Genomic DNA, 26038 nt, shown 5'->3' on the forward strand with positions numbered 1-26038 from the left:
GGGTCGGCTCAGGGATCGTCGAGGAGCTGGGCTACGAGGTACGCCGCTTGCCTGTGCCAAAGACCGGCTCTTCGCAGCATGGTGTGGCCGCCGGCAGGCATCCTGATTCCCACGGCATCGGCACCGACGGCGCGGGCGCGATGAATGAAGTTCCATGACTCTTGGGCAGAGGTGACACGGTCTGCTTCATCGTGGAGGAGAAACAGACGTCGTCCGGTGAGGTGATCGACGGGATCGCCGGGCGGGCACCACGGTGCGAGAGCGACCACTCCTCGTACTGCTGGGTCCCCCGCCACGCGTAGGGCGGCTCGCCCACCCATCGAGTGGCCGATCAGAATGATGGGGATGTCTCCCGCGTGCTCTCGAATGTCCGCGAGGGCCGTGTGAGCATATCGGGCGGCGTCAGCGTGCGCTCCGTTCCAACCCTTGCGACGGTATGTGACGCAGGCAATGCATACGGGCCGGGGACGGACTGCGCGGAGGACCGCAGAGCTGAAAGGTCTCATGCGGAGGGCAGCGAGATCCATCCGTGGTGGTGGTTGAAGCCCGTCAGCATGGCCTCCGGGCAGGAGGATTACAGCAGCGACGGGCGCGAGAGGCGCCTGTCTCAAGATGAGGCGCTCACCGAGCTGTCTCGTGTTGCGAGCGAAGAGAGACACCTCAGGTCATCGCTTTCGCGGGCCGGAGGCGCCGGCAGGTTGGCGTGGGGGCCGCGGGAAGAAGCCGCTCGTCCGCGCCCGGTATTCGGCGTAACCGGGGCGTTGTGCCATGTGGTTCTCCAGCAGCCTCTTGCCGCTGCCGAAGATGAGGAGACCGCTCATGACCAGAGGCGAGACGACGGTGAGCGCGGCAGTCTCCCATGATGCGCACGCCATCAGATAGATGCCCCACCACACAAGGAAGTCGCCGAAGTAGTTGGGATGGCGGGTCCAGCTCCACAGGCCCTGGTCCATGATGCGGCCCTTATTCGTGGGGTCGGCCTTGAACCGGGCGAGTTGATGGTCTCCCGTCGCCTCGAAGAACACTCCGGCTGCCCACAGCGTGATTCCGGCGGCTGTCGTGGCGTCGAGGGGCATGGGGGCGAGGCAAGCTACCTGAACAGGCAAGGAAACGAGCCAGACCAGGGCCCCCTGGAGGAGGTAGACGGTGCGCAGAGCGTAGAGGCTTTGGTTGCCCGTGGCACGGGCAAGCATGCGTGCATACCTCGGGTCTTCGCCGTGTCCACGACCGCGCCGGGCGATGTGAACGGAAAGCCGCAGTCCCCACACGATGGTGGCCAGTGTGACGACGGCCCTGCGGGCGCTGTCACCGTACCCGTCGGAGAGAAACCAGGAGACCGCTGCCACGGAGGCGAAGGCGATGCCCCACGCGATATCGACAAGTCGGTGCAGGCCTCTGGCGTTGCCTATGGCGAAGGTGATGAGCATGACGGTCATCGCTGTGCCTGCGGAGGCTGCCAGGAGGAGCGCAAGCCCGTCGGTTTCGATTGATGTCACGGGCGTGCCTTTCCCGCGTACCAGTGTGCGAGTGGGGCAGGCATGGCGGTCTGGCCAAGTCGGTCGGTTCGCACGGCGAGGATCTGGTCGACGCCCGGGAGCGAGAGCGTCCATCCGAGCGGTCGCAGGTGTACGTCGGGGGCGATGTATTTTTCGATGAAGGGGCCGCCACCAGGTTGTACGGCGCCGCGCGCGGCTAGGAGCGGGGCTATGCCGTGCTGGGGGGAGGAATTCAAACCCATCCCTCTGCCCCCTGCATGCCCGTTGCCGTGAGGACGAGTTGTCGGACGTCGAGGTAGCCGGCTCGGAATCCGGCTTCCGAGTAGGCGAGGTAGAGCTCCCACATACGGCGGAAGACGTGGTCGAAACCGAGGGCGTGGACGGCTTCGCCTTCAGACAGGAACTTCTCGCGCCACAGCCGCAGGGTCTCGGCGTAGTGGTCGGCGTAACCGGTGTCGTGGACGATGTCCAGGCCGGCCGCGGCGCTGTGCTGGGCGATGGCCTCCCGTGAAGGGATGAGTCCGCCGGGGAAGATGTACTTGCTGATCCAGGTGTGGGTTCGGGAGGTGGCGAGCATCCTGTCGTGCGGCATGGTGATCGCCTGGAGCACGGCGCGGCCGCCGGGAGACAGGAGTCGACGGAGGGTGGCGCAGTAGGCGGGCCAGTACTCGTGGCCGACGGCCTCGATCATCTCCACACTGACGACAGCGTCGTATTGGCCTCGTAGCTGGCGGTAGTCCCGGAGTTCAACGTTGACACGGTCGGCGAAGCCAGCCGTCCGGATGCGCTCCGTCGCCAAGGCCTGCTGCTCCTCCGAGAGGGTGACGGTACGCACCCGGGCCCCTCGGGCGGCGGCCCGGAGGGCGAGTTCGCCCCAGCCGGTGCCGATCTCCAGAAGCCGGGTTCCGGGGCCGACCTGGGCCAGGTCGAGGAGTTGGTCGATCTTTCGATGCTGAGCAGCCATGAGGTCCGCGCTGCTTGCCGGCAAGGAGTCGAATACTGCGGACGAGTAGGTCAGGCTGGGGTCGAGGAACAGGGCGAAGAGGTCGTTGGAGAGGTCGTAGTGGCGATGGATGTTCTGACGTGCTCCGTCGAGCGAGTTACGGTCGAGCAGGGGCCTGCTGTGCACCCAGAGACGGCGTAGTCGGCGCAGCGGGGCCGGAACGAGGTCGTCGACGTGACGGGCGAGGACGGTGAGCAGTTCGACGAGGTTGTCGCTGTCCCACTCGTCGGCCATGTAGGACTCGCCGAAGCCGATGAGTCCGTCCTCGCCGATCCTCTGGTAGAAGGACCGCGGGTCGTGGAGTGTCAGCGTCGGCATCGTCGCGGGGCCGTCTGCTGTGGCGATCCTGGGCCGGTCGTCGAGCGGGGTGACTATCCGCAGCGGCAGGCGCGCGAACGCGCGGTCCACCATGGTGCGCGCGACGGCCGTGCGGATGACCGAGGCACGGGGCTGTCGGGCGACGTCCGGCCAATGCCCGGCATCGATCGACGAGGGCTGGTTGGCGGTATCGGATGCGGAGACCGGGGGCGGCGAGAGAGTCACAGCATGCCTTCTTGAAGGGGAGGGGTGGGCCGGGACCTGACGGGCAGCCCCTTGAGGTACAGCCGGATGCCATGGCGGCGTATCCCGAGCGATACGGCCGCGGTCGACCATGGGTGACGCACGGCGGCAGCAAGGAGCGTGCCTGTCGCTGCGGGACGGCGGGTGCCACGGACGGTTGCGGTCAGAGGGCTGAGTCCATCGGTGTGGCGAAGCTGAACGGTGATGTCCAGGCGGTCGTCGGGCAGCGGTAGCCGCATCCGGTAGGAGCCCTCGACGTCGAAGAACGGTGAGACGTAGAACGTCTTGGGAATCTCGTCGCGTCCCTGCGGGTCGGGCCGCAGGAGGTAGCAGTGTCTCTGTCCGTACGTGTTGTGCACCTCCGCGACCACGCAGACCAGGCGTCCGGCCTTGTTGTGGCACCAGTACAGGGTCAGGGGGTTGAAGACGTGGCCCAGGACGCGCGCGTGCCCGAGCATCAGGACGGGCCCATCCGCGTCGGAAACGCCGTTGGCGGCGAGGTAACTGTTCAGGCCCGCGCGCAGGCTGGGCGCGGCGCCGCCGAAATGGTCACGGGGGTCGAAGCGGGCGAGGGGACGCAGGATGCGGGGTAGACGGGGGAGATCATCGATGTCGACCAGCCAGAAGTACGTGCGGTGGCGGAACCCGTACCGCGTAGGTGCGACGCGTGTGTGGACGACTTCGCTCATGTAGAGGGCTGGGACGTTGGGGAGCTTGCCGCTCTTCATGCGCCTGGCAGGTTCTGGGGCGGCTGGTGGTCCGGCAGTAGTCACGACACGTTCTCCGTTCACCAGTTCGCTCCAAGAGACCGGGCTGCCTCGACCCCCGATCGGCACCCGTCTTCGTGGAACCCCCAGCCGTGGTAGGCGCCCGCGTAGGCGGTGACGGAGGTGTTGAGGTCGGGAAGCATGCGCTGGGCGGCGACGGACTCGGGGGTGTACACGGGATGCTCGTAGGTCATCCGTGCAAGCACGGTGGATTCGTCGACGCGTCCACTGGGGTTGAGCGTGACGATGTGGGGTTCTTCTCCGTCCAAGCGTTGCAGCCGGTTCATGTCGTAGCTGACCTGGACCGATCCGGGGCGGGATGTACAGGAGGGGAGCCAGTAGTTCCAGGAGGCTCGCGCGTGCCGGCTCCGGGGCAGAAGGGTGGTGTCCCGATGCAGCACCGTCGGGTTCTGGGAGTAGGTGAAGGCCCCGAGAACACGTCGTTCCTGTTCGCTCGGGTCGGCGAGCAGTCGCAATGCGAGGTCGGCGTGCACCGCCAGGACGACGGCGGAGTATGCGGTCGACTCGCCGTCCTCCGTGATGACGCGAGCCTGATCCACGCCGCGTGCGACGCTGCGGACGGGCGTGGCGGTCCGGACGGCGGTGATTTCCTTCGCGACACGTTCGACGTATGCGGCAGAGCCACCGGTGACCGTCTTCCACTGGGGGGATCCGGTCACCGACAGCAGTCCGTGGTGGCTGAGGAACTGGAAGAGGTACGCCGCGGGGTACTTGAGAGCGATGTCGGGTGCGCAGGACCACACGGCCGCGACGAGCGGAATCGCGAAGTGGCCGACGAAGTACGGCGTGAAATGGTGCTTTCGAAGGAAGTCGCCCAACGTCATCGATTCGTCGCCGGATGCGAGCAGGCGGCGGGCGGCGCGGTGGAAGCGGGGGACTTCGGCGAGCATGCGCAGATGGGATGCGCGGCGGGCGTTGCCACCACCGAGAAGCCCTCGTGGGCCGCGTGCTCCGGCGTACTCCAGAGCACATCCGTCACAGCGGACGGACATGCTCATCTCTGAGTCCTGGGTTGCCACGCCGAGCTCACGGAAGAGCCGCACGAGGAGGGGGTAAGTCCGTTCGTTGTGGACGATGAAGCCAGTGTCGACGCGAACGACCCCTCCTTCACGCGTGGGCAGTTCGTGAGTGTGGGCATGGCCTCCCAGGCGGTCCTCGGCCTCGTACAAGGTGACGTCGTGGACGCGATCAAGGATGTAGGCAGCCGTCAGGCCCGCCACGCCCGCCCCTACGACCGCAATGCTTCGGCGGTTCATCGTCTCCACCCCACATATCACGGGCCCCAGCCCACAAAGCCGTAGCTCTCGCTCATCGCCTATTCGGAGCCGTTCACCGATCGGATGGGAAGCTGCTCGGACATCAGCGCCGTCCACAGTGAAGCGCTGAGCCTCACGCCTCACCTTTGCCCGATCAGGTTCTTCCACACCGGCAAGTCAGAACAACACGCATCGTTTACGCGTCGAATAAGGAGCTCTGGCCGAAGTACGGTGATGCGGGCCGGCAGCTCAGCTTGAGTGCCGAGTCCGTCGGAACCGGGGCATGACGTCCGCCGGCACGATCAGCGGGTCGGGACTGTCGTACCGAGCGCGCTCGATGCCACTGATGGTCCATGGCTGGTGCACAGCTGGGGGCTGCAGCCCCTTCAGTCCTGGCACCCGACGATGGACGAACCGGCCGTCCGGGTGGTGGCGCTGGCCTTGCCGGACCGGGTTGAGGACTCGCTCGGGTCGTTTGTCGGTGCGGTGCCGTCTTGCCTGTCTCAGCTTGCCGGTCCAAGGGTGCACGTCGCTGAGACTGTGTGGGCGCCGATGTCCGGCGGCTTCTCGAGCGGCTGCGCATCCGGGAGCGTGAGGCGCGGAGAAGATGCTTCAAAGCCTGACGCGCAGATCACCGGAGTCATCGCATCATGTCCGATCAGCACGATCCCGCCCCGTACGACGCCCTGCTGCTGCTCTCCTTCGGCGGCCCCGAGGGCCCGGACGACGTGGTCCCGTTCCTGGAGAACGTGACGCGCGGCCGCGGCATCCCGAAGGAACGGCTCAAGGAAGTGGGGCAGCACTACTTCCTCTTCGGTGGCGTCTCCCCGATCAACGACCAGAACCGCGCGCTGCTCGACGCGCTGCGGACGGACTTCGCGCAGGCCGGGCTCGGCCTGCCGGTCCACTGGGGAAACCGGAACTGGGCGCCGTACCTCACCGACACCCTCCGCGAGATGATCACCGACGGGCGGCGCCACATCGCCGTCCTCACCACCAGCGCGTACGCCTCCTACTCCGGCTGCCGCCAGTACCGGGAGAACCTCGCCGACGCGCTCGCCACCCTGGAGGCGGAGGGGCTCCCGCTGCCCCGGGTCGACAAGCTCCGGCACTACTTCAACCACCCCGGCTTCGTCGAGCCGATGGTCGAGGGCGTCCTCGCCTCCCTCGCGGAGCTCGACCCCGCGGCGCGGGTCGGCGCCCACCTGGCCTTCACCACCCACTCCATCCCCGACTCCGCCGCCGACAGCTCCGGCCCGGTCACCGAGCACGGCGACGGCGGGGCGTACGTGAAGCAGCACCTGGACGTGGCCCGGGTGATCGTCGACGCGGTCCGCGAGGAGACCGGCATCGCCCACCCCTGGAAGCTCGTCTACCAGTCCCGCAGCGGCGCCCCCCACATCCCGTGGCTGGAGCCCGACATCTGCGACCACCTGGAGGAGCTGCACGCAGCCGGCGCGCCCGCCGCCGTCATGGTGCCGATCGGCTTCGTCTCCGACCACATGGAGGTCCTCTACGACCTCGACACCGAGGCCACGGCCAAGGCGGCCGAGCTGGGGCTGCCCGTCCGGCGCTCGGCGACCGTCGGGGCCGACCCGCGCTTCGCCGCCGCCGTCCGCGAGCTCGTCCTGGAGCGCGCCGCGAACGAGCGGGGGACCAGGGTCGAGCGGTGCGCGCTCGGCGCCCTCGGCCCCTCCCACGACCTCTGCCCGATCGGCTGCTGCCCCGCCAGGGCGGAGCGGCCCGCCGCGGCCGGCGCCGACAGCCCGTACGCGTCGTTCGATGTCGAAGGAGGAATGGATGAGCACGCCACACTGGCTCTTCGGTGATCAGCTGGGGCCTTCGTTCGCGGCACCGGCCGCCGGCGGTCCTGGCCGCCACTCGCCGTTGTTGATGATCGAGTCGCGCGCAGTGTTCCGACGTCGCCGATTCCATCGGGCCAAAGCTCATCTGATCCTGTCAGCGATGCGCCACCGTGCCGCTGAGCTCGGTGACCGTGTCACCTACATCAAGGCCGACACCTACAGGGACGGCCTGGAAGACTGCTTGGGGGGCGGCCGTGTGACCGTCCACCACCCCACTTCGCGGGCCGCGCTGTCGCTCGTGTCCTCGATGAACAACGTCACCGTCCTACCTGCCCGTGGTTTCCTCCTCGGCCAGGACGAGTTCGCCGGCTGGGCGCGAGCCGGAGAAGGGCGAGGGCTCCGGCTCGAGGCGTTCTACCGGCACGTGCGCCAGGAGCACGAAATCCTCATGGACGGCGACAGACCCGCCGGTGGTACGTGGAATCTCGACCACGACAACCGAGAGCCTCCCCCGCGCGGAGCCGCGACGCTCGAAGCACCGCCACCGTATCGGCCACGGGAGGACGACATCGACGCCGAGGTCCGCCATGACCTGGATCGCTGGGAACGCGCCGGTGACGTTTCGTTCGTCGGCCACGATGGCCCCCGACTGTTCCCGGCAGACCGTCGCGAAGCACTCGCCGCCCTCCGACGCTTCATCGAGTACCGGCTCGCAGCCTTCGGCGCCTACGAAGATGCCATGCTGGCAGCGGACCCGACCATGAGCCACAGCCTGCTGTCGTCCTCGCTCAACTTGGGCTTGCTGGATCCGGCCGAGTGCGTGGAACGGGCCGAGGCCGCTTGGCGGGCTGGAGACGCCCCCTTGAACTCGGTCGAGGGCTTCATCCGACAGATCGCTGGGTGGCGGGAATACGTCTGGCATCTCTACTGGTACTTCGGCGAGAGCTACCGGGCATCGAACACACTGCGACATCACGCTCCGCTGCCCGCCTGGTGGACGGATCTGGACGCAGACGCCTTGACGGCACGTTGCCTGTCGACGGTCATCCGCCAAGTCGGAGAAACTGGTTGGACTCATCACATCCCGCGCCTGATGGTGCTCGGCAGCTACGCACTCCAACGGGGGTGGGATCCCGCCGCAGTGACTGACTGGTTCCATCGCTGCTTCATCGACGGCTACGACTGGGTCATGCTGCCCAATGTGGTCGGAATGTCTCAGTACGCCGATGGCGGCCGGATGACGACCAAGCCCTACACATCAGGCGGCGCCTATATCGACCACATGAGCGACTTGTGCGGGTCTTGTCGGTATCGCCCCGACCGGCGCGTCGGACCGGACGCATGTCCCTTCACCGCCGGATACTGGGCCTTTATGGACCGCCATCGGCGTCTCCTCGCGCGCAACGCTCGCACCTCTGCCCAGGTGCACGGACTCGATCGACTCGTCGACCTTCCAGATCTTGTCCGTCAGGACCGTGCCCGTGGCGCAGCCCCACCGTGAGTGGACAAGCGAGCCGGACAGCTCACCGGCTCCGCGATCCCGTCCGGGTGCGCCCCTGCTCAAGATCAGCCAAGACCTCCCGGGCGGCGCGGGCACCGGAGGCGAGGGCCCCTTGCAGGGACCCCGTCGCCCGGTGGTCGCCACATACATACCGGCCGGCACTCAGACGGGTCGTACGTGTCAACGGATACGGAGGCGGCATGGCCGGAAGGGCGTCGGGCACAGTGATCTGATGGACGGTTTCCCAGGACTTGGTGTCCACTCCATACACCTCGGCAAGAGCCTCTTCAATTCGTGTCTCTCGTTCTGGAGAGAGCTCTCCGAGCACGGAAGTCGACACCAAGGCCCGGCCATCCGTGGCGAAACGAGGATGGACCTCGGTGAGGACGCAGGTGTTCAGGAAGCGGCGGCCGGCATCAACGACAAGGGTCGGCTCGGCCAGCGGTGAGCGTTCGGCAGCATGGTAGACAGTGCTCACGGTACGACCGGTGGAAACCTGAAGGCCTGTCACGAGGTGAGCCGCAGCACGGGCGCCGGTCGCGACGACCACCGCCCGGGCGTGGATCTCGGCACCGTCAGCGAGCTGCACCCCCTCGTCCGTGAGGCGGTCGACCCTTGCTTCGGTCGACAGCACGCCTGAGGGCAGTTCGGAGGCCAGTTGGGCGGGCACGGCTTGGATGCCGTCAGCGGGAAGGCAGAGAGTGCCTCGTAGGAAGGTACGCCAAACGAGGTGGAACACGCGGGATGAGGTGTCCAGTTCTTCCTCCAAGAAGACACCGGAGAGGAACGGCCGGAAGAAGGTGTCGATCAGGTCCTGGGACACCCCGGCCTTCGTAAGAGCGATGTGGGTGGTGGTGTCGGGCCGGGAGCGCAGCAGGGCAGTGGGCTCCAGCATGTCGCGAGCCGACAGCGCTCCCACGGCGAGCAAGTCTCTGGGCGAGGCAGCCCGGCCGGTCAGCAGATCTCCGCTGCCACGCAGATCACGGGTGGGATCGGTGAAGCGCCACATCCCGCGCGTGGTGGACACGAGGACGGCGGGGTCGAAGCGCCGGAGCCGGAGCCGGCGCAGGCGAAGTCGATGCTTGACCTGCGGGTACGACGTGTTGAACACCTGAAATCCGCGGTCGACCGTGAAACCCGCGACACGATCGGTGCGCATCCGCCCTCCGGGCGCTTCGTCAGCCTCAAGGAGGCGGACGGCGAGCCCACAGGCGGCGAGGTCTGCCGCACAGGCAAGGCCAGCCGCACCAGCTCCGATGACGACGACGTCGGCGCATTCCGTACCTGTCACGACCATGGAGGAACTCCCTTTCAGGTGGGTCGCTCGTCGGGTTCAGTCACCATGACCGGTGCCGCCGCTACCGAAACCACCGCTTGAGATCCCGCGCCATTTACGCTTCTCCTCACTCGGCGGTTCGGTGTCAGGCTCACCGGAGCTCTTCAGGTTGTATGGCATCAGGCGGTGCTCGCCATCGGTGTGCGGGATCTCGGAGGGCTTGCGGTACTCAGAGACCTCGCCAGGCAGTCGGCCCGTGTCGGGCCGATGTGGCTGCGACTCGGGGTCCGGGGGCGGGAGCTCCTTGTTCTTGACTCTTATACCGAACACAAAGGCACCGATGAGGACGGCGACCACGATCAGACCGCCGAGTATCTGGGCGAGTCCGGACTGCCAGACGCCGGCCGCAGTCTCCGCGGTACCGAGGATGTGGGCGTTCATGGAGGCATCCCCTCTCTCTGAGCCTGTCCAGGATGGCCAGAGGCGACCCGAGAGGCGCCGGTCTCGACGCCAACATCCCTGACTTCCGTTGTCGGGTGCGAGACGGATGCAGGCGGCTGAGTGGAGGTCGGAAGATCGCGCACCAAAAATTCATTGGATGGCTTCGCCACTGGCACCCCGAACAGGCAACGGGGTTGATGGCTCTCCCGTTGTGACTCTTTACCGCACCAATCGAAAGACCGGTGAATTGCGAAATCTGCAATTATGTAAAGTCACAGCAGTACGCCAGGAAGATAACCGTTCGTTGCTCTTCGGAGAGCGTCCAGACTTCGGCCCTTCCATCAATTCTGTTCGACGCCTGCGCGCATGGATCCGATTCGACGGACACACTGCGAACTCGCGAAGGGCGGATTTCCGATACGCCCCGTGCGAGGTTCCGTCATTGAGCCTCTTTCATCCTCTACTGGCGGATGAAACGGGCTGGTCGACGGGTCTGGCGATGAGGCAGGGCCCCTCGTCGTCGGCGTAGTGGTCCACTCATCAAACCGGCGCCCGGAAGAGCCCGCTGCAGTCAATTTTGTGCGCACAGAGAACACTGGTACGGCGCTACCAGACGAGCATCGTTCGTGCGAACCCGTAACTTCAGCGTGAAAGGGGCCTGCCTGTGACCGACGGCCCCGCGCACCGCATCGAGGGAGTGAACCATGGGTTCTCAGTTGAAGACGTTCGGGTTCGGCATGCCGTGGGAGTCGTTGTACGGGTACAGCCAGGCCACCCAGGTCGGTGAAACGGTCTATGTGTCGGGGCAGCTGTCTCATGACCGTCACGGCGACTTCGTGGGCGCCGGTGACTTCGAACTGCAGGTCCGCACCACGCTGGAGAACCTGGACCTGGTGCTGAGGCAGTTCGGGGCCGAGCGTGGCCAGATAGTGGAGACCACGGTTCTGGTGAGGAACCTGCGTGAGAACTTCGACACGACAGCACGCCTCCACGCGGAGTACTTCGGGGAGCACCGGCCCGCCAGCACGGTCATGGGCGTTTCCGACTTGGCGCTGCCGGACCAGCTCGTGGAGATCGGCGCGCTCGTGCGTCTCGATGTGAAGGCATAGGGGAGGAGGCCGGCCAGATTCCTTCGGCCTCTTTCTTCTTGGATAGTTGCAGGTCAGCAGCGTATGGACAGCTTGGACGATGGTGCCGATGCGGCGGGTGGAGCATCTGGCTCGCCGGAGAGTCATCACACCGGCGATCGGAGGGGCCCTGTTGACGGTGACTGCCTGGGGGTTGGCCATGGGGGGGCCATCCCCGCGAGAGCGGGCGCGGACCAATGCGGTCATGGGGGCGTTCCAGCCGAAGCGACGACCTGCAGGGCCGCAAGCGCCGCGAAGGATCATCCCCGCAGGAGCGGGAAACAGGCTCCGGCCAGGACGTCCACACCGTCCCCACAGGCGCGGCGAGCAGCGGCCCGGCGGGAAGGCGCCAACATCACCTCCCCGCTGCACCACGAGCCTTGTACAGCCCGCGCGCGATCGGACTGGTCAAACGGGCCCTGGACCCCTCAGCTCCGGCAGCTCCCTGAGTGCTGAGGGCGCCGGCCTTCTGATTCCGGCCCCAAGGCCCCTTGGCGAAGCCTTCTCTCCGGCCGCGTCACCCTGCCCTTCATGCTCGGCGCCAGTGAGGACCAGTACCGGCATGTCCACCCTCTGGCGCCCCCACCCTCGGCCTGGCCGACCAGCTCGGCATTCCGGCCGTGCTTACGAACGCTGTGCGATACGCCGACCCGGGCCGGCATCGACTCGCGGAGGGCTGCGTCATCGACCCGGTCGCCGACCCTGGACTGGGAGCCCCGCACTTCCCGGAGCCGACGGCGTCGGCTCCGATCCAGGCGAGGGCGGCGCGATGCGGCTAGTCAAGCAGCACTGTGAGGCCGGGATGGTCGCCCGTGGTCTCGACACCGACCCGCGGTCGGTCGAGCCGCCGCTCCGTGACCACGGTCACCGGCGGCCAGCCCGGTGTGGCCAGTTTGCTGCGGGTCGATGCCCTGGCGCCGGCGGCGTTCCGGAACTCTCCTCCCTGCGACCGGCCCGTCGCGACCGTCACCCTGCTCGCCACCCAGGAGGCCGCCCGCCCCACGGTCACCAACCGCGTCACCGATGTCGTCCCACTCTGACACCTCCAGTGAGCTTCGGCTGACCGTCACCGATCACCGGGCCCGCCGACCTGACGATCGAAGGGCCCGCAACGGTCAGTTCAGCGAACGTAGTTGGTCCAGTTCGCTGCTGATCGCATCCCGCAGTACGTCATGCTGCGGACCGAGCCTGAACTGCTCGCCGCTCCACCGTTCACGCGGATAGAGCCACACCGGCTTGCCCACCATGTCGGCCGGCTCCCACGCGTACCGCGGCCAGACATGGGCATGCAGGAAAGGGTCCGTGTTCCCCAGGATCTCCAGGTTGACCCGGTGGAAAGCCGGGTCCAGCCGCCGACAGGCACGCTCGACCGCTTCACCGAGCTGATCCATGTCGGACAGGAACGACAACCGCTTCGTCCTCGGCAGGCCCGACAGCCGCTCCACTTCCGGCTCGTCCACGAGCAGAACCGAGTAACCCGGCAGGAACTGAACATCCCCGATCGCTGCGAACCCTGACGTCAGCCGTCGCATAACGGTCGGGTTCTCCCCCCGTAGCGCAGTCCCGATCCGGTCCATCCGCCAGTCGTCGGTCATGGCCAGAACCTACATTCTGTTGATCAGGGGCCACACTTCGATCCCGCTCCTCCTCACACAGTTCAAAGACCAAGCAGGCGAGGCGAGGAGCAGCCCCGGGTCGTTTTCACGACTCTGACACGACTTTCGTGAAACCACTCCGACCGGGCTCGTGCCCGCCTCTGGACGAGCCGCCGACCTGCCGATTCACCAGGGACGTCGGCCACGGACACCGAGGATCGGTTCGACTTCACGGAAGTTGGGCCATAGCCATTCTTCAAAGATCCCCATCTGCCCGCAGCTGGTCCGCGTCGAGTGTGCGGCGGGTTTCCCGCAGGGTCTCCCCCAGCGCCAGGAAGCGTCCGGGCTCCTTCGGCTGCTGCCCGGGCCAGGACTGCGTCCCGCAACTCGGCGCCGAGGAATCCCACCTTCGGCCCGCGTGCAAGCGGGTTCAGGTGAATGGGTCTTCTATGGCAAGGCGCCGTACCGTGGACAGCGTCGATCGGAGGCTGTCCAGGTCGGTCGAGCCCAGGGCGAGGCGAATCGCCTGCGGTGTGTGAGCCGAGGTGGTGAACGGCTCCGCCGTGGAGACCGAGATGCGGTGACGCGCCAGGGTGGCCGTCAGGCGGTCGGCGCGTGCGTCGTCGGGCAGCGGCACCCAGGTGAAGTAGGACGAGGGATGGCCGACCAGCGGTAGCCCTGCCAGTTCTTGCACAGCGATGGCCTGGCGGGCCTTGGCGTCCTCTCGCTTCTGTGCCTCCAACTGGTCCGCCGTGCCGTCATCGAGCCAGTGGCAAGCGATCGCGGTGGTCAGGGCCGGGGTGTTCCAGGTGGTCGCTCGGATCGCGCGTTCGAGTTGCGGCACCGTCGTCGGCGGGGCGAGGACGAAACCGACCCGCAGGCCCGTGGCGATGCTCTTGGACAGCCCTGAGACGTAGACGGTGATGTCCGGTGCGGTCGCCACCAGCGGCGGCGGGGGGTTCTCGACCAGGTAGGCGTACGAGGCGTCTTCGATGATGAGCACGCCGTGCCGGCGGGCGGTCTTGATCAGGCGGAGGCGGTCGGTTTCCGTCATGACCCAGCCCAGGGGATTGTGCAGGGTCGGCATGGTGTAGACCGCGCGCACCGGTCGGGTGGCGCACAGTTTCTCCAGGGCGTCGAGGTTCGGCCCGTCGGCGGTGGTGGGGATGGGCTCCAGGTCGAGGCGGAAGGCTTGGGCAAGCACCTTGAAGCCGGGATAGGTGAGCGCGTCGACCGCGACGACGTCACCTGCGTTGAGCGTGGCCATGACCGTAATGGCCAGGCCGTGCTGCGCACCGTTGACCACAAGGACTCGGTCCGGGTCAGCCGTGATTCCCCGGCGCCCCAGGTGCCGTCCGATCGAGGCCCTGTCCTGGGGTCGGCCCGAGTGCGGCTGATAGTGCAGCAACGAGTCGAGATCACCGGAGGCGGCGACTTCCCGTAGGGCCTGGCGCAGGAGGCCGGCTTGGCCGGGCAGCGACGGATAGTTGAAGTTGAGGTCGACTCCGTCCGTGGCCACGAGCTGCCGGTCGATGCCTTGGCCGGGTGGAACCGCGAGGTCGCGCACGAACGTGCCGCGGCCCTGCTCGCGGCTGACCAGGCCCATGGCCTCCAGTTCGGCGTACACCCGCGTCGCGGTCACCAGCGCGACGCCCTCACGGGCGGCCAGCGCACGGTGGGTCGGCAACCTCGCGCCGGCCGTGAGTCGCCCCGTGCGGATGTCGGAGGCGAATGCGTCGACCAGAGCTTTGTAGCGTGGGACTGCCATGGACCGAAGTGTACCCATGACAATTCTTTGACTGTCCTGCTCGCGGATCCGTACCGTCGCGGTCATTCCACACCCCGCCCGGAGGGACAGCCGCCATGCACATCGCCATCCTCACCTTCGAGGGGTACAACGAGCTCGACTCCCTCATCGCGCTCGGAGTGCTCAACCGCATCAAGACGGACGACTGGCGCGTCACCATCGCCACCCCCAGCCCCAAGGTGACGTCCATGAACGGCGTGACCATCGAGCAGATGTCGACGTTGGAGGAGGCGTGCACCGCCGACGCCGTCATCATCGGCAGCGGCATCGCCACCCGTGAGGTCGTCGAAGATCCGGCGATCATGAGTGTCCTGCGCGGCCTGGACCCCTCGCGCCAGCTCATCGCGGCACAGTGCTCCGGCGCACTCGTACTGGCCAGGCTCGGACTGCTCAACGACATCCCCGCCTGCACCGACCTGACCACCAAGCCCTGGGTCCTCGCCGCCGGCATCGAAGTGCTCAACCAGCCCTTCTACGCCGAGGACAACATCGCCACCGCCGGCGGCTGCCTGGCTTCGCAGTACCTCGCCGCCTGGATCATCACCCGGCTGAAGGGCAAGGACGCCGCCCAGGATGCCTTGCACTATGTCGCCCCGGTCGGCGAGAAGGAGGAGTACATCGAGCGCGCCTGGCGCAACATCACCCCCTACCTGCCCGCCCCTACGCCCACGCTTGTCTGAGCCTTCACCCCGGGCCTCCAGCCCCTCGGCGGCTCTCTGACAGGGACCCCTCGGGGCAGGAGGCATCCCCACTCACGCGGATTCGGGTCGGGATTCTGACGGTTCGACAGCGCGGAGACCGCCAGCAGCGATGCCGGCCGGTCAGAACCCACGCTGGAAGAGGCCCCCACGACCGGCCCCTCTCATCGGCGTCGGATGCTGCGGAAGTGCCTCCCACGCGCGCGCCCGACCGCCGCCACGAGCTCCAGCGTCGGGTCCAGGGGCTGATCCCCCTCGTCACGGCACAGTTCTGAGGGCGCCACCTCGAACGGCCGCCGCGCCGCCGGCCCCCCGCCCTCGAAGCCCCGCCACCCACGCGACTGCTCGCCCCCAAAGCGCTCCGCCGGCCCGGTCGCCACATCCGCCCGCACCATCACATCAAGCTTGCCCACTCCCGAACCCCTACCGCCCCGCCCCTCCCCCGCACGTACGAGCTGCCGCATCCGTCTCCCCCCACAACGCCTCAGATTTCAACACCCCACCCGTACCGGAAGAACGCCCGAAACGGAGTCATCTGCAACACGCCTTAACCTCGGGCTTTCACGAGCAGGCTTGTGCAGGTCTTGATCAGATAAGCGGAGAGTGCTGCTGAGCTGCAACGATGGGACTTGCCAAGGGTTCTGTCCGCTGCGAGGAAGGAAGCACTCTCCGGGTGAACGAGCGCATCGGGCCGTACCCGGCTGTCCGAGCCTTTGTCGGTGGCGCCGCGGGGTCTCGTAGGCGCCCGCAAAATGGCTGGTCACAGGTGCGGTCTGTGCAGGACCCTGAGCGTATGCCTCGACGTCTCATGTTCGTTCAGTTGAAGACTGGTCACAACACCGACCGCGGACCATCGTGGATCGGGTGGGTGGACTTCTCGAAGACCTGGAGTACTGCGTACTTTCACGGGAGGACACTGCGCCGGGCCGGGGGGATGTTCGATGCGAACTTCTACGACGTGCAGACCAACGAGGAGTTCTGGGTCTCCGGGCCGAAGCGGGACCGCACCGACACCCGCTACGGCCCCTCCAACCCTGAAATCGAGCCGGAAGCCGTCGAGACCTATCACGCCTTCCTGGAGGGCGCGCCTCTGCCTGGCCGGGAAAACGGGTGACCTCGCGCCCTTGCGAGCGGGCTTTTCCATGTCTTGATCAGATCAATGGAGAGTACTTCTGACCTGCAACGACGGGACTTTCGAGGGTCCTGTCAGCTGCAAGGAAGGAAGCACTCTCCAGGTGAAGAAGCGTCTCGGGTTGTATCCGCCTGTCCGCGCCCGGCGGTGGGGGTGAGGTGGTCTCGCAGGCCGGTGGGGTACTACTGCTGGAGACCGTCCGCAAGTCCGGGTTGGACACGGCGATGTCGGCGGCCATGACGGCGTGGCGTAAGTCGCGGACGTTGCACGACCCGGGCAAGGTCCTGCTGGACCTCGCGCTGGCGGTGGCACTCGGTGGGGGCTCCCTGTCGGATGCGGCGGTGCTGCGGGCCGAACCACAGGTGTTCGGGACGGTGGCCTCCGACTCCACCGTCTCCAGGCTGGTCGAGACCCTGGCTGCGGCTGGCTCACGCGCGCTGACCGCGATCCGCCACGTCAGGGCCGAAGCCCGTGAGCGGGTATGGAAGCTGGCCGCCACCGCCGCCCCCGACGCCGGTGGCCAGGTCATCGAGCTCCGCGATGGCGCCTTGGTGGCCGAACTGGCCGGGGAGCCCCTCAGGGCCGGCCGGCCGGGATGCGGCTGATCGTACGCAAAGAACGTGCCTACCCCGGTGCACAGTTGAGGCTCACCGACGCCGACGGCGTGCGTCTGACCTGCTTCGCCACCGACACCATCGGCACCGCGATCGCGGCCTTGGAACTGCGGCGCCGTCAGCGCGCCCGCGCCGAGGACAGGATCCGCGCGGCCCGCGACACCGCCCTGCGCAAGCTCCCCCTGCACCGCACCACCCAGAACCAGGTCTGGCTGGAGATCGTCCAGCTTGCTCTTGACCTGCTGGCATGGATGCCGATGCTCGCCCTGACCGGCACAGCCCGTCGCTGGGAGCCCAAGCGGCTGCGGCTGCGGCTGTTCGCCGCCGCCCACCTGGTCACCACCGGCCGCCGACGCATCCTCCGCCTGGCCCGCCACTGGCCCTGGACCGACGTGATCATCACGGCCTTCGGCCGGCTTTGCGTCTCGCGTTTGAACAAATCGACGAGCGCGTTGGCCGTGCTGGAGTCGATCGCTCTCATGGACTGGCGGGCGCCGACTCCGCAGCAGGCGTCGGCGCCCGCCCGGCTGGTGTGCGGGCACCGTGGTGACGTGTGCCCTCACCGCCAGGCCGTTCGCCGACTTCGTCACCGGCACCGGCACCGGCTGGTTGTTGCGGGTCATGACGTCGATGACGCAGGAGGACAGCTGTGAAACCGAAGTGCCTCGACGGGCATCGGTCAGGTACCGTGCGGGCCATGTCGAGTCCTGAGTCAGACACGGTGGGGGCTTTCGGTCACGCCGTCAGCCCCCTGAACCACTGAGTTCGTAGTCCTGCCGTCTCGCCGCGTTCTGCGGCCGGACGAGTGTGCCCCTGGGCGCTGACCGCGGTGACGAGATGACCTTCTCGTACTTCTCCTCACCTCGGAGCCACTCGATGCCTGTCCCGCTGTATCTGCTCGCCGTGGCGGTCTTCGCCATGGGTACCTCGGAATTCATGCTCGCCGGCCTCTTGCCGGACATCGCCTCGGACCTCGACGTGACCGTCGGGACAGCAGGCATGCTCACCTCGGCATTCGCGATCGGAATGATCGTCGGTGCCCCCCTCATGGCCGGGCTTGCCCGCAACTGGCCCGGACGGTCCAGTCTTCTTGGGTTCGTCCTCGTGTTCCTGGCAGCCCACGTCGTGGGCGCTGTCACCTTCAGCTTCACGGTCCTGGTCATGACCCGGGTGGTGGCTGCACTCGCGTACGCGGGGTTTCTCGCCGTAGCGCTGACGACCGCCACCATGCTGGTCCCGCCCGACAAGAAGGGACGCGCGCTCGCCGTGCTGCTGTCGGGCACCACGGTGGCCACGGTCGCCGGTGTCCCGGGCGGATCGGTGCTCGGGACTCTGCTCGGCTGGCGGGCCGCTTTCTGGGCCATCGCTGCACTCTGCCTGCCCGCAGCCGTCAGCATCGTCAAAGGGATCCCGGCGTGCCGTGTGCAGGAGGTTGCTGCTGACGGGCCGGGCTTGCGATCGGAACTCGCGCAGCTCAAGAGGCCGCGATTGCTCCTGATCATGCTGCTGGGCGCCATGGTGAACGCGGCAACTTTCGCCGGCTTCACCTTCCTCGCGCCCGTCGTGACCGACACCGCAGGGCTGGGCGAGCTGTGGATCTCCGTCGCCCTGGTGCTCTTCGGCGCCGGTTCCTTCGCTGGGATCACCGTCGCCGGCCGGCTCTCCGACCAGCACCCCGGCCCGGTCATCGCGGTCGGCGGGCCGCTGCTGCTCATCGGCTGGCCGGCCCTGGCCGTGCTGGCCGACAAGCCGGTTGCACTGCTCGCCCTCGTGTTTGTCCAGGGCGCGCTGTCGTTCGCGCTGGGGAGCACGCTGATCACGCGGGTCCTCTACGAGGCGGCAGAAGCGCCCACCATGGCCGGTTCCTACGCGACCGCCGCGCTCAACGTCGGCGCCGCCGTCGGCCCGCTCATCGCCGCGACGACCCTCAGCACGGCAGCCGGGAACCTCGGGCCGCTCTGGGCAAGCGGACTCCTCGTCCTCGTCTCGCTACTCGTCGCGTTCCCCCTGCTCGGTGTGATCGCAGCCGGGCACAGCAGCGAGCTACTTCAGTGACGCACGCGAGTGCCCCCTGACCATCGAGGGACGACGAAGGCTCGTCGAGCGCTGCCGCACCCGACCGATCGCCCACATCGGCGCCGAGGCTGGCCTCTCCCTCGCTTGTCGGTCCAAGTGGAAGAACCGATACGACACGTACGGCGCGACGGGGCCGATGGACCGCCCGAGCGTCCCGCACTCCTCACCGAACCGGACCCCGCCCGAGATCGTCGAACGCATCGATCAACTACGTTGGGACAACAAGTAGTTCGCCCGCAGGCTCGCGTTCGAACTCGCGGGCCAGGTGTGCAGACAAGTGAACGCACCGTGGGCCGTTGGCCGGCGCGTCTGGGTTTCAACCACCGCCAGTTCCTCGACCCCGACGGGTCCGCCAACCGGCGCAAGGCGGGACGGACCATGTGGCCCGCTACCTCGGCCACATGGTCCACCTGGACATCAAGAAGGCCGGACGCATCCCCAACGGCGGCGGGCGGCGGCCCACGGACGCGACTCCGAGCAGGCCAAGACTGCCCAGCGCGCGAAGAATGCCGGCGCCAAGGGCGGGTGCGTCTGCCTACACTCCGCCGTGGGCGGGTTCACCCGCCTGGCATGTACCGGGCCCCTGCCCGACGAGAAGGCCGCTTTTACTGTGGCGTTCCGGAAACCGTGCCTGGGCGTTCTTCGCCCCCTCCCACGGCATCCACACGGTCGTTCGCGTGATGACCGACAACGGGGCCAAACGCAACCGATCTTCTCGGCCGGCTCTACGTGTTCACTGGATTCCCGCGACCGCCGCGCAACGCAGCTGCGGACGGCTGCTCGGGCACCGTCCGCACCGTCCCGTCGACGCCTTCGCCCACCCAACGGCCATGCGCGAACTCGGCCACCCGATTGCCGAGTTGTTGCATCAGCCGGACGGCACCGTGGACCTCGGGAGCGCCGATCGGGACCGGCAGGCGCTCCAGCGCATCCTGATGGGCGGGTGAGACGGCGTCCGCGCTCGTCGTGTCGTTGGCACCTCAGGAGGCGGCGGTACGAAGGGGGCGCGTTCACCGCAGTGCTCGCGCGACCTCCGCGTCATTCGCCGCACCTTCGGCATGTTCGTGGTCCCAGGCGGTCATGCATCCCTTCTCCTTGCCTTCATCAAAACGGGCCAGAGACCGAAGGTGATCCTGCGCTGGAAGGACGGCGACACATCCGGCGTCGGCGGAAAATCCGGCTGAAGGCCGCCCTCCTCCCGGCCGGACGCGGTCGCCCGGGACAAGGCGTACTCGTCCCGCGGAAACACCAGGACCACCTGGCGATCACGCCTCGACATGCCCCTGGGTGACGCGCTGGGGTGCCGGACACCAAGGGCGGGCAGGAGTTTGAGTCAACGGTCAGCCAGCCGTGGACGCGGGGCCTCACCCGTGGATTCCGCGTCGGTGTCGTCGGTGCCGACCGGGCCGCTGGGAAGCATCCGGTCCAGCCACTTCGGCAGCCACCAGTTGGTCCGGCCGAGGAGTGTCATGGTCGCCGGTACCAGCACCATGCGTACGACCGTAGCGTCGATGAAGATCGCGGTGGCCAGGCCGAGCCCGAACATTTTGGCGGAGGGGTCGTCCGCGACGGCGAAGGAGAGGAAGACCGCCACCATGATGAGGGCTGCCGAGGTGATGATCCGGGCGGTGCGCGAGACGCCCTCGACGATCGCCGTGCCGTTGTCGCCGGTGCGCAGGTACTCCTCGCGTACGCGGGAGAGGAGGAACACCTCGTAGTCCATCGACAGGCCGAACAGGATGGCGAAGAGGAACATCGGGATGAACGACACGATCGGAACCGTCGCTTCCAGCCCGATGAGTGCGGCTCCCCAGCCCCACTGGAAGACCGCGACCATGATGCCGTAGGCCGCGCCGATGCTCAGCAGATTCAGCAGTACCGCCTTGAGCGGTACCAGTACCGAGCGGAAGATCAGCATCAGCAGCAGGAACGACATCGCCAGCACGGCGGCGACGAACGCCGGCAGGCGTTGGCTGGTGCGTCGGCCCACGTCGGACAGGCTCGCGGCGGCGCCGCCGACGTGGGCCCTGGCCGGGCCGTGCCCGATCGCCGTGGGCAGCACGTCGGTGCGCAGCCGGGCGATGGTGTCGGCCGTGGCCTTGTCCTGAGGGCCGGTGGTCGGGAAGACCACGAGGGTCGCGATGCCGGTGCCCCGATCGATGTGCGTCGGCGCGACGGATGCGATGCCCGGATCCGCCGCGACCGTTGCGACGAGTCGGTCCAGCACTCCCGAGACACCGGCGGGGTCCACGGCGATGACGAGGGGACCGTTGGTGCCCGGGCCGAACCCCTCGGCGACGAGGTCGTACGCGCGGCGCTCGGTACGGCTCTGAGGCAGTGAGCCGTCGTCGGGCAGGCCGACGCGCAGGCCGAGCACGGGCAGCGTCGCGGTCAGCAGCAGCACCGCCGCGCCGACCGCGTACACCACCGGGTGCCGGCAGACGTGCCCGATCCAGCGACGCCACCCGGCAGCGTGGGCGGCGCCCGCCGCCGGGTTCCGCCGCCGTGCGAGTCGGCCCAGGTTCCTGTTCTGCAGAGCCCGGCCGATCCGGCCGGCCCGGGCCAGGCGCGGGCCCGCCGCGCCGAGGAAGGCCGGCAGCAGTGTCACCGACGCGAGCACCATCGTCAGGACGACGATCGAGACGGCGACCCCGCCCACCGTCATGAACGGCACGTTCGCGACCGCCAGGCCGAGGATCGACACGACGACGGTGCCGCCGGCGAAGACCACCGGCCGTCCCGCCGTGGCCACCGCTCGTCCGGCCGCATCCTGCGGATCGAGCCCGCACGCGAGGTACTCCCGGTGCCTGGCTAGCACGAACAGCGCGTAGTCGATGCCCACTCCGAGCCCGACCATGCTGCCCAGCACCGGTGCGAAGGTGGGGACATCTGTCACCCCCGCCAGTACCGTCATCGTGGCGACTCCGACGGTCAGCCCGAAGACCGCCATGCCGATCGGCAGCGCGGCGGCGACGAGCGAACCGAACGCCAGGAACAGGATCGTGGCCGCGGCGAGGAGGCCGATCAGCTCGCTCGTGCCGCCGTCGGGGTCGGAGAAGGCGTAGAAGAGGTTCCCGCCCATCTCGATGCGCAGCGGCAGCTCGGCGCGCAGCCGGTCGCCGAGATCGACGAGGGCGTGGAGGTCTTCGGCCGACAGCCGGCTCTGGTCGGGGTACTGCACCCGGACGACCGCGATCCGTCCGTCGGCCGAGACGAGGCCGCCGCGCACGGCGGCGTCCCCGCCCGCGTCGAGCGCCCCCGCCGGGTCGCTCGTGCCGAGCACGTGCGGCAGCCGCTTCACCTCGGTCTGCAGCCGCGTGAGAGCGGTGCGCGCGCCGTCGTCGGCGGAGAAGGTCGCACCGCCGTCGAGGGGGGTGCCGACCACTTGGGCGGTCATCCCCTCCTGGCCGGTGCCGGCCCGCTCGATCAGTTCCGCGGCCCGCTGGGAGTCCAGTCCCGGAGCGGTCATCGAGTCCGCGGTCCGCCCGCCGAAGGCGACGGCGGCGAGGACGGCGAGCATGGCGGCGACCAGCCATGTCGCGATCACCCGCCAGGGATGGCGGGCGGCGCTTGCGCCAAGGCGCAACAGGGCTTTCGAGAGCATCGGGTCCTCCAACCACCTCGTCGGCCGTCCTTGTACGGCCGCCGATGCCGAGGTTCCTCGCCGCGGGGCTCTGCGGCATCGGCTCGCGGGCCGCGGATCCTTCGGCCCCGGGGCCGAGTGACACCCCGTACTTTCGGCCGATGCGCGGCACGGCGCGGCCCCTAAGCTGAGAAACGTGCTGCGAGACGACCTGCGAACCCTGTGGACCGAACCCCGGCCGCCCGACGCGCCCGCCCGGGTGTGGCGGGACTGGGCGCTGCTCGCCGTGAGCCTGGGCGCTGTGACGCTGGAGGCCACCCTGCGCGAGAACGTCGTGTGGCGGCCGGTGGCGGTGTTGTTCGCCGTATGGCTGTGCCTGCTGCCCCTGTGGCGCCGGACCCAGCCACTGGCCATGGTCACGCTGGGGTTCGGCTCGGTGATCCTGCTCCAGCTGGCCTCGCTGGTCGCCGCACCGGGCGAGCACGTCGGCCTGGACACCAGCATGGTCGTGCTCGTGCTGGTGTACGCGCTGCCCCGGTGGGGATCGGGACGGGAGATCGTGCTGGGCAGCGCGGTGATCCTCACGACCTTCGCGCTGGGTGTCGTCGCAGACGAAACCCCGGCCGCCGAACAGGTCGGGGGCTTCGTCTTCCTGTCGCTGCCCGGCTTGATCGGGGCCTCCGTACGGTTCTGGGGGACCGCTCGCGAGCGGCAGTTGGAGCAGGTACGCTCCCGCGAGCGCGAGCAGCTCGCCCGGGAACTGCACGACACGGTGGCCCACCACGTTTCGGCCATGGTGATCAGCGCCCAGGCGGGCCGAGTGCTCGCGGGCACCGACCCGTCCGCCGCCGTCGAGGCGCTGGAGGGGGTCGAGGAGGAAGGGGCGCGCACACTGGAGGAGATGCGAGCCATGGTCGCCGCGCTGCGCGACCGCGGGGCCGGCGCCGAGCTGGCGCCCCCTGCCGGTGTCGCGGATCTGGAGCGCCTGGTGCGCACCCCGGGTGGTCGCCTCAGGGTCGACCTGGGTCTCGACGGCGAACTGGACACGCTGCCACCGGCCGTTGACGCGGCCGTCTACCGCATTGTGCAGGAGTCGGTGACCAACGCCATGCGCCATGCGGTCAACGCGACCGAGGTCGTCGTCCGGGTCACCGCGGAACGGGACACGGTACGGGTGAGCGTGCGCGACAACGGCCAGCGCACCGGCCGAGGCCGTGCCGGATACGGACTCACCGGACTGCGCGAGCGCGCGACGCTGCTCGGCGGCACACTACAAGCCGGCCCCGGCGCCGACCAGGGCTGGCATGTCGAAGCCGAACTGCCGAGAGGGAGGACCGAGAGCGGTGCCCATCCGCGTCCTCGTCGCTGACGACCAGACGATCATCCGCACCGGGTTGCGGATCATGCTGAACGCCCAGCCCGGCATCGAGGTGGTCGGCGAGGCCGCCGACGGGCGGGAAGCGGTACGTCTGGCCCGCGAACTACGCCCCGACGTCTGCCTGTTCGACATCCGCATGCCCGTACTCGACGGGCTCGAGGCCACCCGGCTGCTCGCCGGCCCGGGCGTCCCCGACCCGCTGGCCGTGGTCGTCATCACCACGTTCGACCTCGACGAGTACGTCTACGGCTCACTGCGTGCCGGCGCCCGCGGATTCCTCCTCAAGGACACGGGACCGGACCTTCTGGCCCAGGCCGTCCGGTCGGCGTCCGACGGTGAGGCGCTCATCGCGCCCAGCGTCACCGTCCGTCTGCTCCAGGCATTCTCAGACCTGCCCGCCGGCCGGCCCGTCGCCCAGCCGGTCTCCCCCGTCACCACCCGCGAGGAGCAGGTGCTCCTCGCCGTCGCTCGCGGGCTGACCAACACCGAGATCGCCGATGCACTGCACATCAGCCTCAGCACGGTGAAGACGCATCTGGCCAGCCTGATGGCCAAACTCGGCGCCCGCAACCGGGTTGAGATCGCGATGTGGGCCTACGAAACGCGCCGTATCCTCCCCGGAACCTGATCCGGGTGCCGGGCCCTGTCCGGTGAGTGCGGTTATCACGACTCGATACGAGCCCTAGTGCGGCGGCAGACAACGTTTGCCTGGTAGCGAGAGCTTGCTTTGTCGGCTGGTGGGAGAGTGCGGGCATGGAGATTGCCAACCGCACGCTGACGATGGATGTGATCGCGGCACTGACGTACTGGCCCGGCGTCATCTGGGGCGGTCAGAAGAACCCTCCGGACCCGGTGGATCTCACTGTGCTGCCTTCCTTCTTCAACGAGGTGCTGCAGGACCTTCCCTGGTGGAATCGCGACTGGCAGATCAGCCACGTCGAACCCGGTCTTCCTCTGGAGATCGACAGTGATCATCACGGTCACCCTTCGACGTTCACGGAGGTGGCAGTGCCGGGCGTGGTCGGTTCCGGCAGTGGTGAAAGCCTGCCTTTCATCGCGAAGGTCGGATTTGCTGGTGACCAACTGATCCGGTTTCAAGCCAAGATCGGCGACGTGGTCCTCGGTCCTGCTGTCGCCCCGGCTGGGCGGCCGGAGCCGCATCCGTTCGCAAGGATGCTCACCGGGTTGATGGACCTGCGCGGGATTCCGGTCCGGGCGATGGCGAGGGAAACCGCACGATCGATGTCCACCATCCACATGCTTCGCAACGGAAGCCACAACCCACACCCCCTTCTCACCCAGGAGATCGCCAAAGTTCTGGGCATGTCCGAAGCAGACGTCAGAGTCATCGCTGGACTCGATGTCGGCAGTAAGCGGTAGCTGACAGGCGGAGTCACGACGCGGCGTTGGCGCTGAGTCGGGACGCTGCCCTGTTGATCACGGCGTGGAGGCACTGGGGTGGAGGTTACGCAGGTATCGGCAGACTTCCAGGAACCTCGTGCGGTGCTTCCTCGGCTTGATGTGGCCGTACAGCTGGTCCTTGCCCAGGTCGTAGGCGGCGAACAGGTGATGGACCCGTTTGTGCGGGTGTAGGTCGCGTGCCGGCGGGGCCGACGTTCACGGTCGGGGTCCTTGTATTTGTCGCCCGTTCGGCCCTCTGGCGGCCGGAATGAGGATGGAGGTTGAGGGGCCCGAACTCGTCCAGGCAGAACACGACCCCCGGGTTCCCTGGCTCGGGGACGACCTCGCCGTCGGCCATCGCGTAGAGGTGCTCGACTCGGGCCTTCCTGACCGCGTAGTCGGGGTCGAGTGAGGTCTTCCAAGTCTTCACGCGTTGAAAGCAAACGCCCTCCTCGCGGAGCAGGATGCGCAGGCCCTCGTGGCTGATGTCGTCGACAGCC

At 68.0% G+C, this 26038-nt stretch carries 23 protein-coding genes and 3 pseudogenes; 13 read left to right on the plus strand and 13 right to left on the minus strand.

Annotated elements, in window-relative coordinates; all coding sequences use genetic code 11:
* Positions 1-8: 8 nt before the first annotated feature.
* From AB5J54_RS00360 to AB5J54_RS00390, 7 genes and pseudogenes are all read right to left on the minus strand, one after another.
* The gene (locus AB5J54_RS00360) at positions 9-659 is read right to left on the minus strand and encodes an alpha/beta hydrolase (RefSeq protein WP_369141836.1); all 651 of its coding nucleotides are present in this window, start codon (positions 657-659) and stop codon (positions 9-11) included.
* Positions 660-665: 6 nt separating this feature from the next.
* Complete coding sequence (locus AB5J54_RS00365; protein ID WP_369149170.1) at positions 666-1436, minus strand: DUF1295 domain-containing protein; 771 nt, start codon at positions 1434-1436, stop codon at positions 666-668.
* Positions 1437-1492: 56 nt separating this feature from the next.
* Positions 1493-1690: pseudogene (locus tag AB5J54_RS00370) on the minus strand (hypothetical protein); the annotation flags it as partial.
* A 38-nt stretch (positions 1691-1728) separates the two neighbouring features.
* On the minus strand, positions 1729-3042 hold the full coding sequence (locus AB5J54_RS00375; protein ID WP_369141837.1) for a class I SAM-dependent methyltransferase: 1314 nt from the start codon (positions 3040-3042) through the stop codon (positions 1729-1731).
* Entirely contained in the window at positions 3039-3788 is a 750-nt protein-coding gene (locus AB5J54_RS00380; RefSeq protein ID WP_369141838.1) for a DUF1365 domain-containing protein, read from the minus strand. The genes AB5J54_RS00375 and AB5J54_RS00380 overlap by 4 nt, the downstream gene beginning before the upstream one ends.
* 59 nt (positions 3789-3847) lie before the next feature.
* Positions 3848-5104: an NAD(P)/FAD-dependent oxidoreductase gene (locus tag AB5J54_RS00385; protein ID WP_369149171.1), complete on the minus strand. Its 1257-nt coding sequence runs from the start codon at positions 5102-5104 to the stop codon at positions 3848-3850.
* Positions 5105-5353: 249 nt separating this feature from the next.
* Positions 5354-5632: an FAD-binding domain-containing protein gene (locus tag AB5J54_RS00390; RefSeq protein WP_369141839.1), complete on the minus strand. Its 279-nt coding sequence runs from the start codon at positions 5630-5632 to the stop codon at positions 5354-5356.
* 122 nt (positions 5633-5754) lie between these two features.
* Here AB5J54_RS00390 and AB5J54_RS00395 point away from each other — a divergent pair, with 122 nt between their 5' ends.
* Together AB5J54_RS00395 and AB5J54_RS00400 are read left to right on the plus strand one after the other, a co-directional pair.
* On the plus strand, positions 5755-6933 hold the full coding sequence (locus AB5J54_RS00395; RefSeq protein WP_369141840.1) for a ferrochelatase: 1179 nt from the start codon (positions 5755-5757) through the stop codon (positions 6931-6933).
* Positions 6905-8410, plus strand: coding sequence for a cryptochrome/photolyase family protein (locus AB5J54_RS00400; RefSeq protein WP_369141841.1), 1506 nt, complete (start codon positions 6905-6907; stop codon positions 8408-8410). The genes AB5J54_RS00395 and AB5J54_RS00400 overlap by 29 nt, the downstream gene beginning before the upstream one ends.
* A 22-nt stretch (positions 8411-8432) precedes the next feature.
* Here the strand turns inward: AB5J54_RS00400 and AB5J54_RS00405 are convergent, their stop codons facing one another.
* A complete protein-coding gene (locus tag AB5J54_RS00405) occupies positions 8433-9707 on the minus strand; it encodes an FAD-dependent oxidoreductase (RefSeq protein ID WP_369141842.1) in 1275 nt (424 codons plus the stop codon).
* 36 nt (positions 9708-9743) lie between these two features.
* Positions 9744-10127 carry a DUF6479 family protein gene (locus AB5J54_RS00410; protein WP_369141843.1) on the minus strand — a complete coding sequence of 128 codons (384 nt, stop codon included), beginning with the start codon at positions 10125-10127 and terminating at the stop codon, positions 9744-9746.
* Positions 10128-10831: 704 nt separating this feature from the next.
* Here AB5J54_RS00410 and AB5J54_RS00415 point away from each other — a divergent pair.
* A complete protein-coding gene (locus AB5J54_RS00415; protein WP_369141844.1) occupies positions 10832-11236 on the plus strand; it encodes a RidA family protein in 405 nt (134 codons plus the stop codon).
* 872 nt (positions 11237-12108) lie between these two features.
* Positions 12109-12294, plus strand: coding sequence for a hypothetical protein (locus AB5J54_RS00420; protein ID WP_369141845.1), 186 nt, complete (start codon positions 12109-12111; stop codon positions 12292-12294).
* Positions 12295-12369: 75 nt separating this feature from the next.
* Here the strand turns inward: AB5J54_RS00420 and AB5J54_RS00425 are convergent, their stop codons facing one another.
* Positions 12370-12849, minus strand: a complete 480-nt coding sequence (locus AB5J54_RS00425; protein ID WP_369141846.1) for a diadenosine tetraphosphate hydrolase — start codon at positions 12847-12849, stop codon at positions 12370-12372.
* A 430-nt stretch (positions 12850-13279) separates the two neighbouring features.
* Entirely contained in the window at positions 13280-14617 is a 1338-nt protein-coding gene (locus AB5J54_RS00430; protein ID WP_369141847.1) for a PLP-dependent aminotransferase family protein, read from the minus strand.
* Positions 14618-14712: 95 nt separating this feature from the next.
* Here AB5J54_RS00430 and AB5J54_RS00435 point away from each other — a divergent pair, with 95 nt between their 5' ends.
* The 6 genes and pseudogenes from AB5J54_RS00435 to AB5J54_RS00460 all read left to right on the plus strand — a co-directional run bounded on the left by AB5J54_RS00435 (position 14713) and on the right by AB5J54_RS00460 (position 20123).
* Positions 14713-15336, plus strand: coding sequence for a DJ-1/PfpI family protein (locus AB5J54_RS00435; RefSeq protein ID WP_369141848.1), 624 nt, complete (start codon positions 14713-14715; stop codon positions 15334-15336).
* 886 nt (positions 15337-16222) lie between these two features.
* Entirely contained in the window at positions 16223-16468 is a 246-nt protein-coding gene (locus AB5J54_RS00440) for a hypothetical protein (protein ID WP_369141849.1), read from the plus strand.
* A 121-nt stretch (positions 16469-16589) separates the two neighbouring features.
* Positions 16590-17489 (plus strand): annotated as a pseudogene (locus AB5J54_RS00445) (transposase); the annotation flags it as partial.
* 487 nt (positions 17490-17976) lie between these two features.
* Positions 17977-19155, plus strand: coding sequence for a Cmx/CmrA family chloramphenicol efflux MFS transporter (locus AB5J54_RS00450; RefSeq protein WP_369149172.1), 1179 nt, complete (start codon positions 17977-17979; stop codon positions 19153-19155).
* Between the two features lie 67 nt (positions 19156-19222).
* The gene (locus AB5J54_RS00455) at positions 19223-19405 is read left to right on the plus strand and encodes a leucine zipper domain-containing protein (RefSeq protein ID WP_369149173.1); all 183 of its coding nucleotides are present in this window, start codon (positions 19223-19225) and stop codon (positions 19403-19405) included.
* A gap of 448 nt (positions 19406-19853) precedes the next feature.
* Positions 19854-20123, plus strand: a complete 270-nt coding sequence (locus AB5J54_RS00460) for a hypothetical protein (protein WP_369141850.1) — start codon at positions 19854-19856, stop codon at positions 20121-20123.
* 386 nt (positions 20124-20509) lie between these two features.
* On the opposite strand, the gene AB5J54_RS00465 is transcribed toward AB5J54_RS00460, so the two are convergent.
* Positions 20510-22723 carry an MMPL family transporter gene (locus AB5J54_RS00465; protein ID WP_369141851.1) on the minus strand — a complete coding sequence of 738 codons (2214 nt, stop codon included), beginning with the start codon at positions 22721-22723 and terminating at the stop codon, positions 20510-20512.
* A 232-nt stretch (positions 22724-22955) separates the two neighbouring features.
* Between AB5J54_RS00465 and AB5J54_RS00470 the strand changes: the two genes are divergently transcribed.
* From AB5J54_RS00470 to AB5J54_RS00480, 3 genes are all read left to right on the plus strand, one after another.
* On the plus strand, positions 22956-24128 hold the full coding sequence (locus tag AB5J54_RS00470; RefSeq protein ID WP_369141852.1) for a sensor histidine kinase: 1173 nt from the start codon (positions 22956-22958) through the stop codon (positions 24126-24128).
* Entirely contained in the window at positions 24103-24765 is a 663-nt protein-coding gene (locus AB5J54_RS00475; RefSeq protein WP_369141853.1) for a response regulator, read from the plus strand. The genes AB5J54_RS00470 and AB5J54_RS00475 overlap by 26 nt, the downstream gene beginning before the upstream one ends.
* 125 nt (positions 24766-24890) lie before the next feature.
* On the plus strand, positions 24891-25517 hold the full coding sequence (locus tag AB5J54_RS00480) for an XRE family transcriptional regulator (RefSeq protein ID WP_369141854.1): 627 nt from the start codon (positions 24891-24893) through the stop codon (positions 25515-25517).
* Positions 25518-25592: 75 nt separating this feature from the next.
* On the opposite strand, the pseudogene AB5J54_RS00485 reads toward AB5J54_RS00480, so the two are convergent.
* A pseudogene (locus AB5J54_RS00485) lies at positions 25593-26034 on the minus strand (IS630 family transposase); the annotation flags it as partial.
* Between the last annotated feature and the right edge of the window lie 4 nt (positions 26035-26038).

This window comes from Streptomyces sp. R44, assembly GCF_041053105.1.
Classification (GTDB): Bacteria; Actinomycetota; Actinomycetes; order Streptomycetales; family Streptomycetaceae; genus Streptomyces.

Bases quoted from the DNA above. Each gene is read 5' to 3' on its own strand.
- AB5J54_RS00365 (WP_369149170.1), bottom strand. From the start codon at position 1,436: ATGACCGTCATGCTCATCACCTTCGCCATAGGCAACGCCAGAGGCCTG.
- AB5J54_RS00380 (WP_369141838.1), bottom strand. From the start codon at position 3,788: ATGAAGAGCGGCAAGCTCCCCAACGTCCCAGCCCTCTACATGAGCGAA.
- AB5J54_RS00385 (WP_369149171.1), bottom strand. From the start codon at position 5,104: ATGAACCGCCGAAGCATTGCGGTCGTAGGGGCGGGCGTGGCGGGCCTG.
- AB5J54_RS00395 (WP_369141840.1), top strand. From the start codon at position 5,755: ATGTCCGATCAGCACGATCCCGCCCCGTACGACGCCCTGCTGCTGCTC.
- AB5J54_RS00400 (WP_369141841.1), top strand. From the start codon at position 6,905: ATGAGCACGCCACACTGGCTCTTCGGTGATCAGCTGGGGCCTTCGTTC.
- AB5J54_RS00405 (WP_369141842.1), bottom strand. From the start codon at position 9,707: ATGGTCGTGACAGGTACGGAATGCGCCGACGTCGTCGTCATCGGAGCT.
- AB5J54_RS00410 (WP_369141843.1), bottom strand. From the start codon at position 10,127: ATGAACGCCCACATCCTCGGTACCGCGGAGACTGCGGCCGGCGTCTGG.
- AB5J54_RS00415 (WP_369141844.1), top strand. From the start codon at position 10,832: ATGGGTTCTCAGTTGAAGACGTTCGGGTTCGGCATGCCGTGGGAGTCG.
- AB5J54_RS00425 (WP_369141846.1), bottom strand. From the start codon at position 12,849: ATGACCGACGACTGGCGGATGGACCGGATCGGGACTGCGCTACGGGGG.
- AB5J54_RS00430 (WP_369141847.1), bottom strand. From the start codon at position 14,617: ATGGCAGTCCCACGCTACAAAGCTCTGGTCGACGCATTCGCCTCCGAC.
- AB5J54_RS00435 (WP_369141848.1), top strand. From the start codon at position 14,713: ATGCACATCGCCATCCTCACCTTCGAGGGGTACAACGAGCTCGACTCC.
- AB5J54_RS00450 (WP_369149172.1), top strand. From the start codon at position 17,977: ATGCCTGTCCCGCTGTATCTGCTCGCCGTGGCGGTCTTCGCCATGGGT.
- AB5J54_RS00480 (WP_369141854.1), top strand. From the start codon at position 24,891: ATGGAGATTGCCAACCGCACGCTGACGATGGATGTGATCGCGGCACTG.